Genomic DNA, 21,892 nt, shown 5'->3' with positions numbered 1-21,892 from the left:
AACCGAATGAACTCCTGCAAAGATAGCTCATTCGGCCTGTATTATCAATCGAAGCGGCATTTATTGTTTGGGCGTTACGTTCCCTTTAATAGTGAGTACGTATACCGTATCGGGAACATTCGTGTACACTCTGATCGTTTTGTTAAATGTACCTGGACGACGTACGGTGGAATAAGTGGCGGAAATGGTTCCCTTTTTACCCGGCAACACCGGCTCTTTTGTATAACTGGGAGTGGTACATCCGCACGATGCCGATACCCGTTGTATAATAAGAGGACTCTTGCCTGTATTGGTAAATTCAAACTGCGTGGAAACCGAGCCTATCTCTTCTTTGATAGTCCCGAAATTATGTTCTGTTCTCTTAAAATCCATTTCCGGTTTCTGCTGTGCAAAAGCCATGCCACTCACCAAAACGGCAAATAATACTATTAAACTTACCTTCTTCATCATATGATCATTTTATTTTTGTTTCGGTGTATGGAACCTTTATTCAAAATATATCAGTTTCATCACCCTCTTCATTTTGAGAATTGCAATTTTCTCAATATCTAAAGACACAAAAGTAACAAATTCGTTTAAAGCTTGTTTATTCTTTAACAATAATTCTCATTCCGGCGGTATGTGAGGTGAACTCAGGGGCATACATACTCTGAATGGTGGTGATGCCGTTGGAATAGCTGCCCGGCCGGCTCACATACACCGCATACTCAAACAGATAGGTACCCCGGGGCAGGTTATCGAAATAGAAGCCGGTAGAGGCGTCTTTCGATGTCTGATAATAGGGAATCCCGTTCTGCCACCTCATAGCTGAAATCTGGTTGACCGGCTCAAAAGCAGCTGCACGCATATCTTTCAAATGGACAAACTCCAGATCGCGATCGCTCCGTAGAGTCAGACGTACAACCACCTTATCTCCTACCTCCAATGGGCTATCCTCCGTAATCTGCACCAATTGCGATCCGAATACGGTAGTCTGCTCCACGAAGAGTTGTTTTTCGATGTCGAGAGAAGCATCGGTTTTTTCGATCTTGTCCATATCTTCGAAATATTGCCAGTAAAGTGCGCCCCATGCAGGAGTATTTCCCTGATGCGCCACCGTAACCTTACCCATTTCAGGAGTTACCTCGGTACGGTACCACGACTCCTTAAAGTAGCCACTACCCAGATCCTTGTTCTCAGGTTCCACACGCAGTTTACCCAATGTAACGGTTGTTTCTCCTTCTGTAGAGAACCAATCGCTTCCGGTATTCAATAGCGTATATACGGCATCTGCCGTAGCATGGGTAGTTTCCCACAACTGTGTCTGTTTCTGTTTCAGGAGCCAACGCTTCATTTCGTCCATTTCATAGGCTTTAGCTCCTCCGATACGGAAAGCGTCCATGATAAAGGTATGCACCGAAACAGCCGATTGCGACATAAATACCCGCGCACGATTATTTGCCCAATACATGCCCATCTCCTCCGAATTGGCAGCGTGTTCACGAAAAGATTTCAAAATACTTTCCACCACACCCGTTTTCCCTTGCCGACCCATCAGCATGGCAATCAATGAGCGCTCATATAATCCGTATTGTGTCCAGTTCTTTTCGACGACAGAAAGATAAAAGTCGGTCATCTCTTTCCCTTCCTTGTCCAACGGATACGCGGTATAACCGGAGCGCACATAGAGATACTCAAGGTCGGTGGTGGAAATGGTTTTGATATTCTTCCACTCTTTATTGTATTTCTTCAGCGCCTCGAAGCGGCGTTGGGCTTCAGTATCGATATAAAAAACTGCTTTCTCCTGCATTGAAAGGATCTCTTGCGAGAACTCCGCAGCATCCAGTTCTTTTAACTGATAAAATCCGTAAAGGATATATTGCGTAATGCTTACACTCGGATTGAAGCCCTTGAACCAACTCCATCCGCCCTGATTGGTTTGCAGATCCTGCAGTTTGCCAATAGCCGTCGTGGTAAGGTTGCGGCTACGGTTCAGGTCGAACAGCAACGACAGTCGCTCTTTCTGTTCTAATTCGCTCCGGGCTTCCAGCACCCAGGGAGTTTCTTCCAGTAACACGCTCTTTAACTCCTGATTCTTCTCAAGGTTTGAGAGGAGCGTCTCTTTACTGCCACCCTGTTTTTTCCATGCCTCTATCATCGCTTTCACCTTCGGAAATGCCTCTCCGATATGTGCACCCAATGAATTGGCATAATAGGAGGCAAACCATGAGACCGCATTGTCGCTCTCCGGTTCTCCCAATACAGGCAAAGCCTGTACCGCATACCAGGCGGGATTGGAGGTAAACTCAAGCGTCAACCGGTAATCTTGTATGGTGTTGGACGATCTGTCGATCAACCTGTCCATGGTGAACTCTTTCGTCTGCTCCCCGCTCAGATCCATCCGCATGCTTTCGGTCACCAGCATCCGGTTGGGGAGCACCGCCAACGCATGTTGCTCGCCGTCGCTGAACTGTTCGCTTCGTGCTACGATCCGGATACCAAGAATATCGATATCGGTCGGCACATCAAATGTCCACCATGCATCGGAAGAGGCGCCTTGCTCTAAGGAAAATGCCTGTTCCCGGTTCTCAAACGATATATCATTGATGATCTCTTCTGTGAGAGGATTGAAGAATTCCAGCTTCACGCTACCGTTAATTGCACCATCCGAAAGATTGGATATCTTGGTAGAAATTGCCGTCCTGTCGCCGTGACGTAGGAAACGCGGCATATTGGGCGTCACCATCAGCTCTTTTTGAGACACGGTAAAAGCTTCCGCTTTTCCGGTATTCAACTTCTTATCGTGTGCCAATACACGGAAACGCCACTTTGTATTGCTCTCAGGGACTGTAAAAGCAATTTGCGTCTCCCCTTTCTCATTGGTTCTAAGATGGGGGAAGAAGAAAGCGGTTTCGTTAAAATTGCGCCGTATCTGAAGGGCTTCATTTTCTTGCCCGGGCTCTCCGGAGACAGGTGCGGGAGGTGCAGGAGGCGGCGGAGGTGTGGAATAACGAGCCATTATTTCTATTTCTTCTTCAGCCAACACATCCTGAACCATCAACGCTTCGTCTACGGACTTTGCTTGTAGCGAATATGCCTGTGTTTGTACTGCTCCTGTTCTGGCTCCTCTCAGCATAATCCTCCCGGAGTAGAACAGCGAGTAACCGAACCAGTTAAAACGGTCGAACTCAAAAGCTGTAACATTCTTCCACTGCACGGGTATATTACTATGGGCCGTAACGGCATGGAACGATTGATCACTCGTGAATCCCATCCTCGAGAAATAGCGTGTATACGAGAAGGGATAGAAATTCCATGTTTGTGATGGAGAAATATTGTCGAGCGAAAAATCATACATCGACGCCAGCACCTCTGCCAATGCGGGATTATTATCCGCACCGGTTACCGTGATCCGCCATTCCTCTTCCGCGCCGGGGCGGATCTTGTCACGGAACACATCTAATTTCACTTTTAGTTCCTTCTTCTCTTTTTCAGGAAGGAGATCCACCTTATGGGCATAGAACTTTCCATCCTTTACATAGGTAAGCATCAGGGTGACACCTTCCTTGTATTGTTCTTTATAGGGGATCGAAAAGAGCCGGTTTTCATTATCCAATCCGATCCATTTCCGATCCAGCAATTTATCCTCCTGCCATAATTCATACAAGACATGCACTTTGTCAGATACTCCCAGTATCATTTCCGCGTCTTTCTCGCGTGAGAAATTGCTGTTTTTTTGTATAAACCATTCGTTGGTTTTTATTGGCGGGCGCTTATCGGAATAAGAAAAGAGAATAATATCTTTTTCTGTCTCAATGGAATTTCCCCTGTCGTCTTTCGATTCCAGTTTCACACGGTATTTTCCCGATGGCAAACCCGTCAGTCGTTTTTTCAATTCCGGCTGGTCACCTGTCTTGAATTCCCCCTCTGCTTCCGATTGACGGATAGAGTCATTCTCCTGAAGGGAAAAAATCCGGTAAGTTCCGCCGGCTACCACATCGTTATCATCCAGATTTTTGGCTGAAATAATGATCTTTTCATCACTTTCCTTTGCCCACCTATCGGGTATATCCAGCGATAACATCATGGAGACATCTCCCACCGTCACTGTATAAGAAGCCGTTTGTGTTTCGCCGTTAATATCGGTCACCGTAACTGCCACTTCAAACGAATAAACCACTTTAGAAGAAGATTGGCTATCAGGTTTTTCCGGAGTAAAAGTAATCTCAAAACCACCATCCTCCCCGGTGGTTACACTGCCTGACGTATAGTGGTCTATAGTTCTTCCATTCCATATCCTCCACCACATTTGCATTCGCGTAATATCATACTCCACATTCGCTTGTTGAAGGCTGATACCTGAAAAACTTACTGCTTTTCCTTTGAGTGTGATCTCCTCACCGAATTTATATGTTTTCTCTATTTTATCGAATCTCACCTCAAAGGTAGGGCGTTTGTATTCCTCTACCCGGAAACCCACAGTTCCCTCTCCGGATCCGATCGTAAAATGTCCCGGCAGTACACCTTGCGGTAACACAAATTCACCTGCTATAGAACCAAATTCGTTCGTCGTTATGGTTTGCTTCGATATTTCCCTGCGATTGGCATCTCTCAATACAATCTCAATAGGTTTACCGGTAATAACGGATTGCTCACCGGCACCTCCCCGAACCTGTATCGCCTTAAAATAAACTGTCTGTCCCGGCCTGTAGAGGCTTCGGTCAGTGAAAATATTTGTCATTTCCCGCGATTCGATCTTCCGGTCGGAGTAACTATAAAAAGCCGATGGCAATCGATTCAATGCGGAGCCTTTGTCATTCCCTGAAACAGCATGATAAAAGACATCGTTATTGGGAATTTTTTTATTATACACAGCCAATCCTAATTCATTGGTAATGATTGATTGATCCAACGTAAGCTGCGAATTGTTCCAGTTACCCGGCAGTTTATAAATATCGACTTTGGCATTAGGAACAGGAATACCGGTCGTTCTGTCCACCACGAAAAAATCATATTGATTATCAGAAGATCCTCTGGTGAAAACAGCCATATCAGAGACTGAAAAATAATAATCTGATCCTCGGGCATCATTGGTTTCAGGTGAAGAACTGAAAGTCAACATATAGCTACCGAAACCTCCGGGATTGACCGTAAACGTTGTTTCTCCATGCCAGTATTCAGGTGTATCCGGCAAAGATATAGGTATTTCCTTGATCAATACACGTTTTCCGGCTATCTGGCCTCGCACTTTCGATTTCTCTTCCAACATCTCTATGGGTGAGTTAATGCGATACAGCTTTGCGGTGAGTGACCGTATATTTTTGAAATTCACTTTTAACTCTTTATTACCCTCTTTAGGGAAAGTACCCGCTCCTGTAACTGTAAAAGCCGGCTGTGTAAGTTGCGATAACCTGTTTTGAAGTATCGATATCCGTTCGTATTTCGGGAAATCCGCTATTGTTTTTTTCAGTAATTCATATACCTCTCCTGTCTTCTCTCTCCGTTGAATTGTATCTTCTGCATTGGTCAGATCGACTTCGTGTAAATAAAATTGAGATAGCTTGTCGATAATTTCCACACTCATTTCGTTCCCTTCCCATTTTGCCAGTAACTTCTCCAATGCCGGGCGTGCCAGAGAAATATATGTAGAATAATAGAGACCCCTCAAATAATCCGATTTTTCCAGTTCGACCAGCAAAACCGAACTATCCATATTTCGCTGCAACAGGGAACTCAACAGCTTTTTATAATTTTCGAGTACCAATAATCCATATTCTGCCTGTTGGGGAGTGAACGACAATTTCACAAACTCATCTGCCGGAGCAAACAACGACTCCTGCGAGATATTCTTCCTTGCCAGCACACGGTTCAGGTCTTCATCCTGATTGACTTGCCCCGATAGTTCTATGGCACGCCGCGCCAAAAAGTCATACATGGTAGGGTAAAACCGTCTCGAAGCCTTGCCCAATTCTACCACAGCAGCATAAGATTCCACTTTCGCCTCCACCAGTTCCTCCTCAGCAGCAACAGAAGCATCCAAGTGTTCCACGGCTTTGTTGAAGAAGATATTGCGTGTCCACTCCTTCATGTCGGCCGGCACAAAATCCCCTAAATAGGTACGCTGGTCGATATTCCACCGGTCTTTTTGATAGTATTGCAGGTACAACTCTGCCAGCATGGAGTGCAATACCGATTTTTCTACTACACTGCCGCTTTTCCCCAGCATTTCATTCAGATTCCGGAAGATAAGCGTATCATTTTGTGCATCCAGCGTCAGGTCATACTTTCCCTGATGGATCAAGGCCTTGATGATTTGAGGACTGTTTTTATCCTTTACAGCCTGTTGCAAAATAGCATTTACGGTAGCCGAAGCTGACCGGGGAAGTGATTTCTTTTCAAATTCGGCTACTTTTGCCCATTCGTTTGTATAATGGTCTCTGTTCATTGGTCGGTTAGTCTGGGAAAAAACTCCTGAAGCAAGTGCCACAAGGAGCAGTGTGAGGAAAATTTTATTCATAGGGGTGTTGTTTGCGAATAATTGGATCAAGAATCAACTATCCATTTAACAATTTCAGAAACTTTTTGTTTTGATTAAAAAGGGGATAGGGCAATGAAGGGGAGTGACCGGCAAAAACCGAAAACCGGTATCTTCTTCCATAGCATGCATTGAAAGAAGATACCGGTAAAGTAAAAAATAAACTTTTTATTATTCTGTTTCCACTGTCAACGGAGCTACACAGAGTCCGGTTTTACCATCTGCCGTAAAGGCGATCCAGTAAGTATCGGGAGTTCCTTCTTCATCGTCTGCTGGTTGAGCTTGCAAAAGGCTCCAAGCAGTCACGTCGTAATCAACGGGATCTTCCCCTTCCACCGTTACTGTGAGTTTCCCTACCGGTTCGGAATTTTCCGCTTTTACAGAAGCAGTTTCTTCTCCATCACCGTTACCGCCTATTTTGTCTTCAGCGTCAGTAAATATCAGTACCAAAGACTCATTTTCCTCTTCATTCGTCCATGAATAAGTAACAGTTTTGGTTTCAGCGTCCTTAGTAAGCGTAAAAGTTCCCTCATCCGTACCTTCTATCTTCTCATAGGTATCCCATTTGATCCGTACGGTGGCATCTTCTTTTTCTTCCTCATAGGGATCCGCTTTCACGGCAACGGCTATGACAGCCTCCAGGCCGTTCTTATCGGTCACCTTTACCGTGGTATTGCCTTCTTTTAGACCCTTGATAGTTATATCACTGCCACTTACCGTTGCTTCGGCAACCGTTTCATCGGCCGGCGTCGCTTCATAAGGAGCTACCCCGCCGCTCACTTTCACGGCATCTTCCTCACCAATAATCACTTCAACGCTATTCTTATCGAAAGTCAATTTGCCATTACTTTCATCATCGTCACATGCCACGAAAAACGCGCCTGATACCATCAGGCTCAATAGATAAATAGAAATTCTTTTCATAATAACTCTCTTTTTTAATAGTTAAAAAATAGTGTAATCTGTGTGGTTTGAGATCTCGTGTACACATAAGGAGAGACGAATACAGACATGGAAACGTTGCATGGTTACATAAATTTTAACCACAGATAACCCACTCTTAACTCCTGTTAACGGCAAAAATCAGCTCGATTTCATTCCGCAACAATCTAACTATCAAAACATAAAGCCAAAACAAATCATTTTCCCGGTTTCATCACTACTCCCGCTCTTTTTTTACCATTTATTTTGATGACCACCGGCTGGTCGAAATGTACCTGACGGATAAATTCCGTCTCATAGACGGAGGATTGCGAATTGAGAAATTCCTCATCAAAAAATCCATCATTTTCGGCAAAGGGATTCACTGTAAAATATCCCACGCCAAAGGAAGTTAGATTCTGGAAAAAATGAGTCCCCTGGCTCGGTTCTATACGGTAATTCTCCATTCCCGACTCCACAATTACCCTTGCCTGACTAATATGCGGCCATTTCACCGGGATACCCAGCCAGGGATCGGAAGAACCCCAGCGACCCGGACCAACCAGCACATAATTGGTTCCTTCAGCTGCGAACCTGCTATTCAGGGACTCAATCTCACGAGCTATCAGTGGATTCCTGGAAGCGTTAAAAGCCGCAGTTTTCACATAAACCACGTCATATACATCGTTTGATATTCCGTTTCCAAGGGCATTCTTTGAAAATAGTATAGTATTGGCTATTTCCACCTCTTCGAGGTTCTCATGCACCACCTCCTTGTTGTCTACAATGGGTCGGATCTGTAATACATAAAAAGAAGCAAACTGATTGTCCTCAATATCCACGGCAAATTCTATCTCTACGGGACGCCCCATCTCCTTCTGTCCTGCTTTCAGGAGTTTATCCAGGATCTCCGAAAGTGGAAACATTTCATGCTGTAGAATATTGGCAAAGGAGATAATCTTACGACCTCCTTCATAATATCCATCCCGTATAATCTGATCCTGAGGATCATAAGTAGAAGCCACATACCTGAGTGGCCCTTCTTTTTCTGCCTCTTTGAGTCGAAGTTTCAAAAGATTAAAACCATCATCAATCATAAAATCCTTTATCTCCGAATTCAGGTCAAGGGCATAGAAACGGGTCTGGGTATCACTCAACGCCAGATCGAGCGAGCTCAATTGCAGAATATTAGATGCATGGAGTGGGGAAAAACGGAGTCCCATAAGCCCATCCATAATATATTTCCCCAATCCAAATGCCATACTCACAATACCATCTTCCGGTTTTTCATTGCCGATAGGATAATAGTTAAGGGAACGGGCTACCCCTGAAATGGCAGGATAGAACAGGTTTCCGTATTGCGATCCCACCACCTCCTGCAGGACAATCGCCATCTTCTCCTGATCGATCAGGTTTTGCGTTGCAGACATATAGGCCTTGCTATCCTTATAGAAAACAGAAGCATATACTGCCTTGATAGCATTGCTGAGTAGACGCACCATCTCATATTTATCATTCACATAAGGGATCATGTAAGTGGAATAAATACCGGCGAAAGGCTGATACTGTGAGTCCTCCAGCAAACTTGAAGAACGGATGGCAATAGGCGTCTCTATCGCATCAAAGAACACAAGAAAATCACTCACCAACCGCTTCGGAAGTTTGGCAGCAAGAAAATGCTTCAGGATCATCTCGTCTTCCAGATCCGCAAGGGCCATCGGATAGAGATTATTGGCCTCCATGAATTCATCGAAGATATCGGTACAAAGCACCACCGTCTTCGGAGTAGTCACAGGAAAGTTGTGATTATTATTTAACTCCAGATGGGTTTTCACCATATAACCGATAAAAGCCAATCCTCTTCCTTTACCCCCGAGTGAACCCTCTCCGATACGGGCAAAGTTCGAATACTGGTCGAATCGGTCTTTCTCGAAAACAGCTACCACTCCGGTATTCTTCATACGCCTGTATTGCACGATAGTGGCATAAATAAGTTCTCTTGCATCATGCATATTGGCATATTCCGAAACATCTATCTTCTTGAGCATCTCCGCTACGGGAAACATGGCACGGGAATAAAAAAACCTGGAAAAATGATTTCTTGAAAGGTGGTAATATAAAGCATCATCAGGAATATTACGGATATTCATTTGCAATTCCTTCAGATTCTTGATCCGGAATATCTCTTGTTTGGTAATGGGATCGGTTATAATGAAGTCTCCAAAACCCAGATTCTCTTTGATTGCTTTACGCAGATCCTGTGGAAAAGTCTTGGAATTTTTATCAATAAATACAGCATCCACATCGGCTGCATATTTCCGGTTTTCCGACTCCGAAGAAGCATAAATAATCGGGATATAACGGTCTTTCTTCCTGATCCATTCACCGAGCCGCTTGCCGGCTAATTTATCCTTCTCCCCTTCAATATTGAAACTCATATCACTGATCACACCCAGCATATTATCACCATACTTTTTGTAATAGGTGATTGCCTCCTCATAGTTACGGGCAAGCAGTATCTTTGGACGTCCGCGCATGCGGAGCATTCTCAGGTGGTCGTTGAGGGCCTCCTTCGAGAACTCTTTCGATTCACTGAGCACAAACTTATAAAGCAATGGTAATGCCGTTGAATAGAAACGAACGGAATCTTCCACCAACATTACAGTCTGTACACCGACCGTCTTTACGTCGTGTTCCACATTCATCCGGTCTTCAATAATCTTGATGATAGCCAACAACAGATCCGTATCCCCCAACCAACTGAATACGTAATCGATACCGCTCAGATCTGACTTCCGTAACGATTGTGTGACCGCTTTGGAGAAAGGTGTGAGCAACACTACAGGAATATCCGGGTAGCGCGCTTTGATTTGCTTCGCCAGATCGAAAGTATCACTATTGTCCATGTTGGGCATGCAGATGATCAACTCATAACGATTCTGTTTCAACTCTGCCAGTGCCTCCTTACTGCTCCCAACCTGTGTAAAACGCGGCGGATAGCGGAGGTTGAGTGAGGTATACTCATTGAAAATCTGTTCATCGACACGACCGTCGTCTTCCAGGATGAACATATCATACCTGGAAGCCACCATCAATATATTGAAAATACGTTTGTTCATCAACTTCACAAACGGGGTATCCCGGAATCTGAACCGGTTTATATCATGTGCCTTAATTACTGACCCTGGCGTTTTTAGTTTCATATTCTTTTAGAATAAAGCAATAAAGTTATTATTCGATTGTTATTCAGTTGTTGCTCTGTTGTTAAACATAAGCAGAGCGAATGAATATCGGCAAAGCCGAATAACACGAAGTGCGAATATATATGAAAAATCTGAGTTCTCACTGCTCATTTCCAAATTTCCAAAAAAACGATTATCTTTGTTCTACTCAAAAATATACCGGCACCCACTCGCCGGAAAAATATTATAAGAATTCACAAAGCTAAATAAAGAATGAAGAAATCGGCACTATTGATCTCTTTCTCAATATTGATAATAGGATTGGGGGTATTATTCATAGCCCTCACATCGGGAAATAACATCGAGAAAACCGAATCGGAAAGACCATTGGTACTCTCCATGACAGCCTCGGTAGCCATTCCGGAAAGTATGGAATTTGCAGGAGAACAGATCACTTTTGACCGCTATGATAAACGGGAACGGATGGACCGGGAACTGAATAGTTTCACCTACTTCCATTCCACCACCCTACTCCTTTTCAAAAGGGCCAACCGCTTCTTCCCGATCATTGAACCAATCCTTAAACAACAAGGGGTTCCCGACGACCTGAAATATCTGGCGGTAATAGAAAGCAGCCTCGATCCCAGGGCAGTCTCCCCCGCCCGTGCGGCAGGACTTTGGCAGTTCCTCCAAAGTACGGGCAAACAATACGGTCTTGAAACAAGGACTGATGTCGACGAACGTTATCACGTAGAAAAATCGACTGTGGCCGCCTGTCGCTATCTGAAAGAGGCCTACCGCAACCACGGTTCATGGAGTGCCGCCGCCCTGTCATATAACGGAGGACAAGCGCGTATCACTAACGGGTTAAGAGACCAGGGGGTAGACGATTCGCTCGACCTCTGGTTGGTGGAAGAGACTTCCCGCTATTACTACCGCATGCTTGCCATCAAACAGATCTTCGAAAATCCGCAGCAATACGGATTCGTTATAAGGCCGGATCATCTCTATAAACCCATGCAGTTCAAAGAGGTGAAGGTATCTTCCTCTATACCCGACCTGGCAACTTTTGCCAAACAACACAACATCACCTATGCGCAGTTGAAAGACTTCAACTCATGGCTACGAAATACCAGCCTGAGCAACCCGTCGGGCAAGACCTACACCCTGCTTATTCCCACACAGGAAGACCTGTACTACAAGAAAGGGGAAAGCCCTAAGGTTCATAATCCGGCATGGGTAGTGAAATAAAAAAGATTATGGCATCCGAAACTGAACAGATAATAGAGGTGTACGGCGCACGCGTACATAACTTAAAAAATATTGACGTAACGATCCCCCGCGACTCTCTCACGGTAATCACCGGATTGAGTGGCAGCGGGAAATCATCGCTTGCATTCGACACCATCTTTGCCGAGGGACAGCGTCGCTATATAGAGACTTTCTCGGCTTACGCCCGTGGATTTCTGGGCAAGATGGAACGTCCTGACGTGGACAAGATCACAGGCTTAAGCCCGGTCATTTCCATTGAACAGAAGACCACCAATAAAAATCCACGTTCTACCGTTGGTACCACTACTGAAGTATATGACTTTCTCCGCCTGCTTTATGCCCGTGCCGGTGAAGCATACTCCTATATCACCGGAGAGAAAATGGTGAAATATACCGACAGCCAGATACTGGAACTGATATTAGAGAAATATATCGGTAAAAAGATCTATATCCTCGCTCCGGTGGTGAGAAACAGGAAAGGACACTATAAGGAGCTGTTTGAACAGATCCGGAAAAAAGGATATCTCAATGTGAGGGTCGACGGTGAAATCAGGGAAATCATGCCCGGCATGCGTGTGGACAGATATAAAAACCACAATATCGAGATACTCATCGATAAGCTGGTTGTATCCAATAAGTTTGCAGATAAATTGCAAAGCAGCGTACGTACCGCCATGAAGCAGGGTTCCGGCCTGATCCTTATACAGGATGTAGAAGCCGGGGAAGTGCGCCATTACAGTCGCAGCCTTATGTGCCCGACCACCGGTCTTTCGTATAATGAACCTGCACCCCATAATTTTTCTTTCAATTCACCACAGGGAGCCTGTCCCCGCTGCAAGGGTATCGGTTCGGTCGATCAGATCGATGTCGAAAAGGTCATCCCCGATCCCAATCTCAGCATTGCAGGAGGAGGTATTGCACCACTCGGGAAGGAACGAAGCAACCTGCTCTTCTGGCAAATCGCAGCCATCTGCGAGAAATATGGGGTGACACTGAAAACACCGATCAAAGATATCCCCCAGGAAGCTATCGATGAGATCATGTATGGTACCGATGAGCGACTCAAAATAAAAAACGAGTCGCTGGGAAACTCCAATTATATGGTCTCCTACGAAGGGGTCACCAAATATATTGAGATGCAGCAGGAAGATGAAGCTTCGGCTACCGCCCAAAAATGGGCAGGCCAGTTCATCACCACCTCGGTCTGCCCCGAATGTCACGGGCAACGGCTCAACAAGGAAGCACTCCATTTCAAGATCAACGGAAAAAATATTGCCGAGTTGGCAGAAATGGATATCCAATCGCTGTATCAATGGATTATTTCTTCAGAAACAGATATAACGGAGAAGCAACGCCTTATCGCCGGAGAGATCAAGAAAGAGATCCTTTCACGTCTCCAGTTCCTGCTGGATGTGGGACTGGGATACCTGTCTCTCTCCCGTTCATCGGCATCCCTATCCGGTGGTGAGAGCCAGCGTATCCGTCTGGCTACCCAGATCGGATCGCAACTGGTAAATGTGCTTTATATACTCGACGAGCCCAGTATCGGGCTCCACCAACGCGATAACCACCGCCTGATCGACTCGCTGAAGAAACTGCGGGATTCGGGTAACTCGGTGGTAGTGGTGGAACACGACAAAGATATGATGCTGGCATCCGATTATATAGTCGATATGGGGCCTTTTGCCGGTCAAAAGGGGGGTGATGTGGTATTCGAAGGCCTTCCTTCAGAAATGCTGAAAAGAAACACACTTACCTCCAACTACCTGAATGGCAAGTTAGAAATCGCCATTCCCGAAAAAAGGAGGGAAGGAAGTGGCAAGAAACTCATTATCGAAGGAGCATCGGGTAACAACCTGAAAAATGTGACGGCAATGTTCCCCCTCGGTACTCTTATCTGCGTAACCGGCGTTTCCGGCAGCGGGAAATCGACATTGATCAACGAGACACTGCAACCCATTCTCAGCCAGAAATTTTATCGCTCGTTAAAAGATCCCCTGCCCTATAAATCTGTGAAAGGGATCGAACATCTCGACAAAATAGTAAGTGTAGACCAGTCCCCCATAGGCCGTACGCCCCGCTCCAACCCGGCAACCTACACCGGAGTCTTTTCCGATATCCGCCTGCTGTTTGCCGGAATGCCCGAAGCCAAGATCAGAGGTTACAAACCGGGACGGTTTTCCTTTAATGTGAAAGGAGGTCGTTGTGAAAAATGCGGCGGGAACGGATATAAAACCATTGAAATGAATTTCCTGCCCGATGTAATGGTCCCCTGCGAAGAGTGTCATGGTAAACGGTATAACCGTGAAACACTGGAAGTACGGTTTAAAGGAAAATCGATAGCCGATGTACTGGACATGACCATCAACGAGGCAGTGGATTTTTTCGAAAATGTGCCGACCATATTACATAAAATAAAAGTTTTGCAAGAAGTCGGATTAGGATATATCAAACTGGGACAATCCTCCACCACCTTGTCGGGGGGAGAAAGCCAGCGGGTGAAATTGGCTACCGAGCTGGCCCGTATCGATACTGGGAATACCCTTTATGTGTTGGACGAACCCACTACAGGGTTACACTTTGAAGATATTCGCGTACTTCTGGGAGTATTGAACAAATTGGTAGATAAGGGCAATACCGTGATTGTCATCGAACATAATCTCGATATTATCAAATGTGCCGATTATATCATCGATCTGGGGCCGGAAGGAGGAGAAAGAGGAGGTCAGATCCTCGCTAAAGGAACTCCCGAAGAGATTGTCAATAACGGAAAAAGTTATACTGCGGTTTATCTCAAAGAGGAGTTATAATAACTTGCATTTAAAGTTAAAAATGTCATAGCCATGAACATTTAAACCAACTTTTTGTTTAGAGATTACAGAAAAAGGACAATTAAGAATGTTTTCGTTAAGCTAAATGAGAAAGTCAAACTTGTTTGAATGTTTTCGATTAGCATACTTGAACTTTCCCATAGCGAAAATTGAAAATCGAGGAGCAAAGGCGACTCAAAATGACTAATGAAATTGAACAATTTTAAATAAGCAATAATATAATGGCAAGTATTACATTTAAAGGCAATCCCGTTCACACAACCGGAGAGCTGCCCCAAAAAGGTGTGGCTGCACCCGATTTTACGTTGGTAAAGGGAGATCTTTCCGAAGCTAAATTATCGGACTTCAGAGGAAAAAATGTTGTTCTCAATATTTTCCCGAGTATCGATACCGGAGTATGTGCCGCCTCTGTGCGTCGCTTCAACCAGGAAGCCGCTTCATTAAAAGATACGGTAGTGCTTTGTATTTCTGCCGACCTGCCCTTTGCTGCCGGGAGATTCTGTGCGGCTGAAGGCATTGAAAATGTTGTTACACTTTCTTGTTTCCGCGACAAATCATTCGCCGAAAATTACGGACTGCTAATGAGCGACGGCCCATTAAAAGGACTTTTGGCCCGCGCTGTGGTAATAGTGGATCGTGATGGGAAAGTAGTATATACCGAACTGGTTCCCGAGATTGCACAGGAGCCGGATTATCATTCTGCAATCAACTCGATAGTGTAGTTTGTTTCATGAAGATTGTGTTAACAAGGAAGGTCTGCGAAGTGATTCGCGGACCTTCCGCTTTTAAGCAGGTAAGATTATTCCATACATCGCAGGAAGAACAATTATCGGCATCATTCTTAGCAGAAGACAAAGGCTCCAAACAGACGGCCTACATTCAACTGGCCGGGACTGTTATTCTCCTTATCGGAGGTATTTATCTGGTAGGTAAGAAAAAATAGGAAAAATGCTGAATAGTATAAATACTTGGCTATACCGCACGTTGTGGTGCGTTTTTCTTTATTCTTATCAATATTTCTTTTTTACTTTCGCGCTCTTCCTCAATATCATAATCATCCTGTAATCCAAGCCAGAATTTAGCTGTTGTCCCAAAATAGGATGCTAATCTGAGTGCTGTATCAGCAGTGATTCTTCTTTTCCCTTTTATAATTTGAGAAATTCGTGTCTGCGGAATATCTGTGTCTTTAGATAATCTGTATGCTGTTATCCCAAGAGGGTTTAAGAACTCCTCTATTAAAATCTCTCCAGGATGTATGTTTGCTAATCTATCCATTTTTAATCCTCCAGGCTTTAATGATAATCCATTATCTCAACATCGTGTGCATTATTATCAATCCACTGAAAAACAATTCTCCATTGGTCATTAATCCTGATGCTATAGAAGTCAGAACCCTGTAATTTTTCAAGTCGGTTGGATGGAGGGATTCTCAAATCGGATAAATTTTGCGAGTTATTAAGCATTCTTAATTTTCTTCGACCGATTTGTTGAATTTCAACAGGCATCTTTTTGACACGCCCTCCATCCCATATTTTTTCAGTATCCTTTGAACCAAATGAAATAATCATACTATCATTTCACATTACTAATGTCAAAGATAAGTAATTTATTTCAGATTAGCAAGTAATTATAGAAAAGATTAACCGTATTATATTTTCACCACTCGTTATCGTATGCCCTTACTAACCGATCCGTCCTTTTCCATTGTTTTTCTGATGTTTCATAGAAAGTGCTGCATCCAAAAAGTTAAACAACACTAATACTCTTCAGGAAGAGGTTTTCCTGAAGAGATATCAGTGAGAGATATAAATATACAAAAACATGATTTGGCTCCTTCATAAAAATATTATCTGGAATTTGAAAATTCAAGACCCCCACATATAGACAGTCTCTTGATACGATCAATCCCTCAGGCCATACAGGCACAGGATACTAAAACGTTTCATGCAGTTATTAATAACCTTATTGCATCCATAAGGAAAAACTCCTTAAACGGAGGAACCAATCCTTATCCTGACATAAAAGATTATAACCTTATCAACAATGACTGGATGCAGGATTCAATCTGTTTGAATAGGGATATCCAACGAAAATTAGAAAATATTTTTCATTCCCACTCGGGAAAAATAAATCATTTTATTTATAACAAATCAGACATAGGTACTATTCGTCTTACCAACGAACCTGTATATCCTGAATTTCCGGATGAAACGATTCGGCTTGTTGGCTTATTTCGCTACTGGAACATGATCAACTATTTTTATGTTTCCAAGAACTACATGGATAAAAGTTGGGATGAAGCGCTGTATGATGCAATACCCCGTTTTCGTGTTGCCGATGCGGATACCACTTATCGCCAATCGATATACCGGTTAACCAATGAATTGAGAGACACTCATGCTTCTATTCCGCCCACAATAGACACCTATGTTTTTGGCAGTTATCGCCCAAATTTTAGGATGAATTGTATCAACGATACTTTTATTATTCACAAAATAAGAGTTCCCCAACTTCCATCCCAGGATTTTCAAATTGGAGATATTGTATTAAAAGTGGATAACAATGCCATACGGGGTTTATACGACAATTTACTCCAATATGTATGCGGAGGGAACAAATGGTCGAATCAATCATTCGGGTGCAATGCTGTCTTGTCGAGAAGTGACACTACTACAGTATTTACACTCTTAAGAATGAATGATACAATCACTGTCAAATCAAGAAACCATACAGCATATGATCTGTTTCAGCAAGAATTAAATATTGAAAAACAAAATCGAAAAAATAAATTATATAAATGGGTCAATAACAGTATAGTGTATTTTAATTTGGAGTCAGCCACTCCAAAGAATTTCAATAAAAATTATAAACCTATCCAGTCTGCTGCTGTTATTATTCTGGATCTAAGATGTTATCCCAATGGCCGATTAATAGCCAATTTGACAGACGCGTTTGTCCCTCCTGATTCTTTTTTCGCCTATACAACTTATCCTGATACAAGGTTTCCCGGCATGGTACGGTATTGTAAATCTACTTCCCGGAAAATTGGAGATAAAAAATATTTTAAAGGTCGTGTTATCGTTTTGGTCAATGAATATACTGCCAGTTATGCTGAATATACCGTCATGGCATTACAGGCAAATCCAAACATCATCACCGTGGGAAATTCTATGTCCGGGGCAGATGGCAATGTTACATTCTTTGAATTTCCAGGGAAAGTCACAACCACTTTTTCCGGTATTGGTATTTACTACCTTGATTTGACACCCACACAACGGGTAGGCGTACGTATTGATCAGCTTACTGAACCTACCATAGAAAGTATTCAAAATAATATCGATACCGTTTATGAGCAGGCCTTAATTATTGCAAAAGAGCTGTAAAGGAAGAGAGTCCCATAAACAGAATAGCAATAATAGGCACCCCACTTGTTTTAATTATTTTTTCATTCCCATAGTATTTACTTTTGAAAGATACAAATATGAGTCCACTTTAAAAAGTCTTTTTTGCGAAAAACTAACGCCCTTCAGATAGTTCAGGAAGGGGTGAGTTCTATTGTTTTTTTTTCGTAATTCACAACACAGGAACTTATATTTTAGTCTACTTTGATCCCAATTCTATTGAATTTGAACAGTATTCTTTATGGTTTTCTTATCTTTGCATATCATGTAAAACGAACCTAAGATGAAGGGATACAAACTAATTAATTCAATATCAGGCTGGAGCGTCTTTCTTGTATCTGCAATCGTATATTTAATGACTATTGAACCCACGGCCAGTTTCTGGGACTGTGGAGAGTTCATCACCCAGGCCTATAAGCTGGAAGTGGGTCATCCCCCCGGCGCACCTATTTTCATGCTGGTGGGCAATCTCTTCACCCAGTTAACACAGGATCCGTCGCAGGTAGCTAAAATGGTCAATATCATGTCGGCATTGATGAGCGCGTTCACCATCCTGTTCCTTTTCTGGACTATCACCCATCTGACCCGTAAACTTGTGATTGCAAAAGAAGGTGGAGAATACGAATACAGCATAGGCCAAACTATCGCGGTGATCGGCAGCGGCCTTGTAGGTGCGCTGGTCTACACTTTTTCCGACACGTTCTGGTTCTCGGCCGTGGAAGGTGAAGTATACGCCTTCTCATCCATGCTCACCGCCCTGGTGTTCTGGCTGATCCTCAAATGGGAGGATAATGCCGATAAGCCCCATTCCGACAAGTGGATCGTGCTGATCGCCTATGTCATGGGGTTATCTATCGGCGTGCACCTGCTTAACCTGTTGTGTATCCCGGCTATCGTACTGGTCTACTACTTCAAGAAGAATGAGGCTCCCGACTGGAAAGGCGGGATCAAGGCCCTTCTGTTATCCTTCGGGCTTATCGCTATATTAATGTGGGGGATAATCCCCGGTTTCACCAAAGTGGGTGGATGGTTCGAACTATTCTTTGTGAACACGTTGGGATTTTCATACCATACAGGCACACTTGTCTATATTGTTCTCCTGTTTGGCGTGATCGGATGGACACTCTATGAAACGTTCTCCACAAAAGGGCAGGAACGCCGTGCCAGGACTGCTTTCTTTATCAGCCTGGGTATGACAGGAATCCTTTTCATCGGCAGCAATGCCTGGCTATGGGTATTACTCATTGCCGCAGGCCTCTATTTTGCATTCAGACACAAAAAATTAGAGGTCAGATTTATCAATCTTGCGGCAACCTGCCTGATGGTCATCGTTATAGGTTTCTCAGCCTATGCTATAATCCCTATCCGCTCCAACGCCAATCCTCCGCTCGACCTGAACTCGCCGGAGAATATCTTTTCGCTCGGAGGTATGCTGAGCCGCGAACAGTACGGACAGAGACCTCTTCTCTACGGAACTACTTATGCCTCTCAACCGGCAAGGAATGCCGACGGATCGTATATTGTAGAGAGTGAACGTACGTCCTATCGGCCGGTAGTGAAAACTTCGCCCGAACAAAAAGACCGATACGAAAAGAAAGTGACATCTATCAACTATAAATACACCAATACCATGCTGCTTCCCAGGATGCATTCGCACTCCGGGAACCCGTCGTTCAGGAACCATAGCATGGGATATGAACAATGGAGCGGTGTAACCAACCTGAACCAAAAGCCCACTTTCCGGCAGAACCTGAAATTCCTTTTCAGCTACCAGGTCAACCACATGTACTGGCGCTATTTCATGTGGAATTTCTCCGGCAGGCAGAACGATATACAAGGCCACGGCAGCATTACCGCCGGCAACTGGATCACCGGAATTCCTTTCTTCGATGAGCATGTACTGGGCCTGGGGCCGCAGGATGAGGTCGCACCCGACATTGTTGACAACAAGGGACATAACAAATACTATATGCTTCCGCTGCTGCTCGGTATCATCGGTATCCTTTACCAGTTACAACTGAAAAATAAGGGGAAACAGAGTTTCACCGTGGTCTTTCTACTATTCTTTATGACCGGCCTGGCCATCATCCTCTACCTTAACCAGACCCCGTTCGAAGTGAGAGAGCGCGACTACGCTTACGCAGGTTCTTTCTATGCCTTCACCATCTGGGTGGGGATGGGAGTGGCCGGTATCAGCTACTTCCTGAGGAAATATATAAAGAATACCATTGCCGCCACGGCACTTGCCACAGTGGCAACCCTCTGCGTCCCTGTACAGATGGCGTCGCAGAACTGGGACGACCACGACCGTTCGGGAAGGACACTGGCAAGGGATACCGGCATGAATTTCCTGAGCTGCGTGGGTGAGAACGCCATTCTCTTTACCAATGGCGACAACGACACCTACCCGCTCTGGTACGTGCAGGAAACAGAAGGCTTCCGTACCGACGTGCGGGTCACCAACCTCAGCTTCCTCCAGACGGAATGGTATGTGGCCCAACTGTTGCGTCAGGCATACAAATCGGAACCACTTCCCATCAATTGGACACCTCAGCAGTATGCTGGCAAAGAGGGAAGTGCTGCACTTATTATTACACGTCAGGCACAGGAAGATATACTTCGTCAGAATAATATCCCATCCATTTCTTTCGGATCCTATTTCGATGTGAATGCCTTTAAAGACACGCTTTCCCTGAAGCAGACGATGGAGAACCTGAAGACGGGACAAAACAAACCGATGACTCAACTTTACAATATCGATGATATGCTTGTTATCCCGGGCAATGTTCTTTCGTTAGATGTGGATACTGCGCGGGTAAACTGGAAAAGCCTTGCGGCAAAACCCTCGGACAAGATGTATATTGATCTTAAAGGTAAGTCGTATGTCTCTTTTAGTGAGCAGATGATCCTGGAGATGCTCGACAATATCAATGACGGTCACTGGCAGCGCCCCGTCCATTTCGCAACCACCGTCACCCCTTCGCTCTATATGAACCTGAAAAACCGCAACTTCTCGCTCAACGGCCTTACTTATCAGGTGGTGCCCGGTACGCCTCTTTATAACGGAGTGAATATAGAAGCCGCATACGACAATATGGTGAACAAATTCAGGTGGGGAGGGCTTGAAAAGAATCCGGATATCTACTTCGATGAAACCAGCCGGGGGATGCTTTCCTCCTACCGCCTTTCTTTCACACAACTGATCGACACCCTGATTGATGAGGGAGAGAACGAAAAAGCGCTCACAGCACTGGATAAAGTCACAACCATGATTCCCTCTTCAGCCGTAGCTTACGGTACTGACGGGATAATTTTTGCCAGGGCGTACTACCGTCTGGGCGAAAAAGAGAAGGGCGAAGTGCTTATAGCCGACATCAGCGACAGGATCAATAAAAACCTCGACTGGTTCGTACGGTTAAACCCCGTACAACTGTCGAATTCCCTCTCCGATGTGATATGGAACAACATCACCCCCATGTTACAGATCACAAACATTTACCAACAATATGATAAAGAGAAATACAGAATAATGGCCAACGACCTGTTGCAACGGGCGCAAACGTTCTATACATCAGGTATTCCCTATGTTGGGGACACGCTCTTGAAAGAAATCACCGACAGTTCGTTACGCGGATACTATTCCACCTCTGCCGACGATACGTTACACCGGGCTATGGAAGAAGAGACAATACAGAAGGCGCTCAACATGATGCAGCAATTCAGCCCGAGATTATTAAAAGATTATTCTGAAGAAAAATGATACATCTGCAA

At 44.4% G+C, this 21,892-nt stretch carries 12 protein-coding genes; 6 read left to right on the top strand and 6 right to left on the bottom strand.

Going from position 1 to position 21,892, the window contains the following annotated elements:
- Positions 1-60 precede the first annotated feature (60 nt).
- The 4 genes from PSM36_RS02650 to PSM36_RS02635 all read right to left on the bottom strand — a co-directional run bounded on the left by PSM36_RS02650 (position 61) and on the right by PSM36_RS02635 (position 10,638).
- Complete coding sequence (locus tag PSM36_RS02650) at positions 61-450, bottom strand: DUF1573 domain-containing protein (protein WP_173823106.1); 390 nt, start codon at positions 448-450, stop codon at positions 61-63.
- A gap of 136 nt (positions 451-586) precedes the next feature.
- Positions 587-6,496, bottom strand: coding sequence for an alpha-2-macroglobulin family protein (locus tag PSM36_RS02645; RefSeq protein WP_076928665.1), 5,910 nt, complete (start codon positions 6,494-6,496; stop codon positions 587-589).
- A gap of 189 nt (positions 6,497-6,685) precedes the next feature.
- On the bottom strand, positions 6,686-7,438 hold the full coding sequence (locus PSM36_RS02640) for a hypothetical protein (RefSeq protein WP_076928664.1): 753 nt from the start codon (positions 7,436-7,438) through the stop codon (positions 6,686-6,688).
- Between the two features lie 215 nt (positions 7,439-7,653).
- Positions 7,654-10,638: a PEP/pyruvate-binding domain-containing protein gene (locus PSM36_RS02635; RefSeq protein ID WP_076928663.1), complete on the bottom strand. Its 2,985-nt coding sequence runs from the start codon at positions 10,636-10,638 to the stop codon at positions 7,654-7,656.
- Positions 10,639-10,890: 252 nt separating this feature from the next.
- Here PSM36_RS02635 and PSM36_RS02630 point away from each other — a divergent pair, with 252 nt between their 5' ends.
- The 4 genes from PSM36_RS02630 (at position 10,891) to PSM36_RS02615 (ending at position 15,663) form a co-directional block, all read left to right on the top strand.
- Complete coding sequence (locus tag PSM36_RS02630; protein ID WP_076928662.1) at positions 10,891-11,868, top strand: lytic transglycosylase domain-containing protein; 978 nt, start codon at positions 10,891-10,893, stop codon at positions 11,866-11,868.
- An 8-nt stretch (positions 11,869-11,876) separates the two neighbouring features.
- A complete protein-coding gene (uvrA, locus tag PSM36_RS02625) occupies positions 11,877-14,699 on the top strand; it encodes an excinuclease ABC subunit UvrA (RefSeq protein ID WP_076932001.1) in 2,823 nt (940 codons plus the stop codon).
- 242 nt (positions 14,700-14,941) lie between these two features.
- On the top strand, positions 14,942-15,442 hold the full coding sequence (gene tpx / locus PSM36_RS02620; protein ID WP_076928661.1) for a thiol peroxidase: 501 nt from the start codon (positions 14,942-14,944) through the stop codon (positions 15,440-15,442).
- 8 nt (positions 15,443-15,450) lie between these two features.
- Positions 15,451-15,663, top strand: coding sequence for a hypothetical protein (locus PSM36_RS02615; protein ID WP_076928660.1), 213 nt, complete (start codon positions 15,451-15,453; stop codon positions 15,661-15,663).
- A 29-nt stretch (positions 15,664-15,692) separates the two neighbouring features.
- Here PSM36_RS02615 and PSM36_RS02610 read toward each other — a convergent pair whose 3' ends face one another.
- Both PSM36_RS02610 and PSM36_RS02605 read right to left on the bottom strand, forming a co-directional pair.
- The gene (locus tag PSM36_RS02610; RefSeq protein WP_076928659.1) at positions 15,693-15,995 is read right to left on the bottom strand and encodes a HigA family addiction module antitoxin; all 303 of its coding nucleotides are present in this window, start codon (positions 15,993-15,995) and stop codon (positions 15,693-15,695) included.
- Positions 15,996-16,012: 17 nt separating this feature from the next.
- Positions 16,013-16,288: a type II toxin-antitoxin system RelE/ParE family toxin gene (locus PSM36_RS02605; RefSeq protein ID WP_076928658.1), complete on the bottom strand. Its 276-nt coding sequence runs from the start codon at positions 16,286-16,288 to the stop codon at positions 16,013-16,015.
- Between the two features lie 324 nt (positions 16,289-16,612).
- Between PSM36_RS02605 and PSM36_RS02600 the strand changes: the two genes are divergently transcribed.
- Positions 16,613-18,103 (top strand): S41 family peptidase, encoded by a 1,491-nt coding sequence (locus PSM36_RS02600; RefSeq protein ID WP_076928657.1) that lies wholly within the window; start codon positions 16,613-16,615, stop codon positions 18,101-18,103.
- A 301-nt stretch (positions 18,104-18,404) separates the two neighbouring features.
- Positions 18,405-21,881 carry a protein O-mannosyl-transferase family gene (locus PSM36_RS02595; protein ID WP_076928656.1) on the top strand — a complete coding sequence of 1,159 codons (3,477 nt, stop codon included), beginning with the start codon at positions 18,405-18,407 and terminating at the stop codon, positions 21,879-21,881.
- The last annotated feature ends 11 nt before the right edge of the window (positions 21,882-21,892 follow it).

This window comes from Proteiniphilum saccharofermentans (assembly GCF_900095135.1).
Classification (GTDB): Bacteria; Bacteroidota; Bacteroidia; order Bacteroidales; family Dysgonomonadaceae; genus Proteiniphilum; species Proteiniphilum saccharofermentans.
The sequence above is the reverse complement of the archived record's forward strand: the minus strand, read 5'-3'. Positions and strand labels throughout refer to the sequence as shown.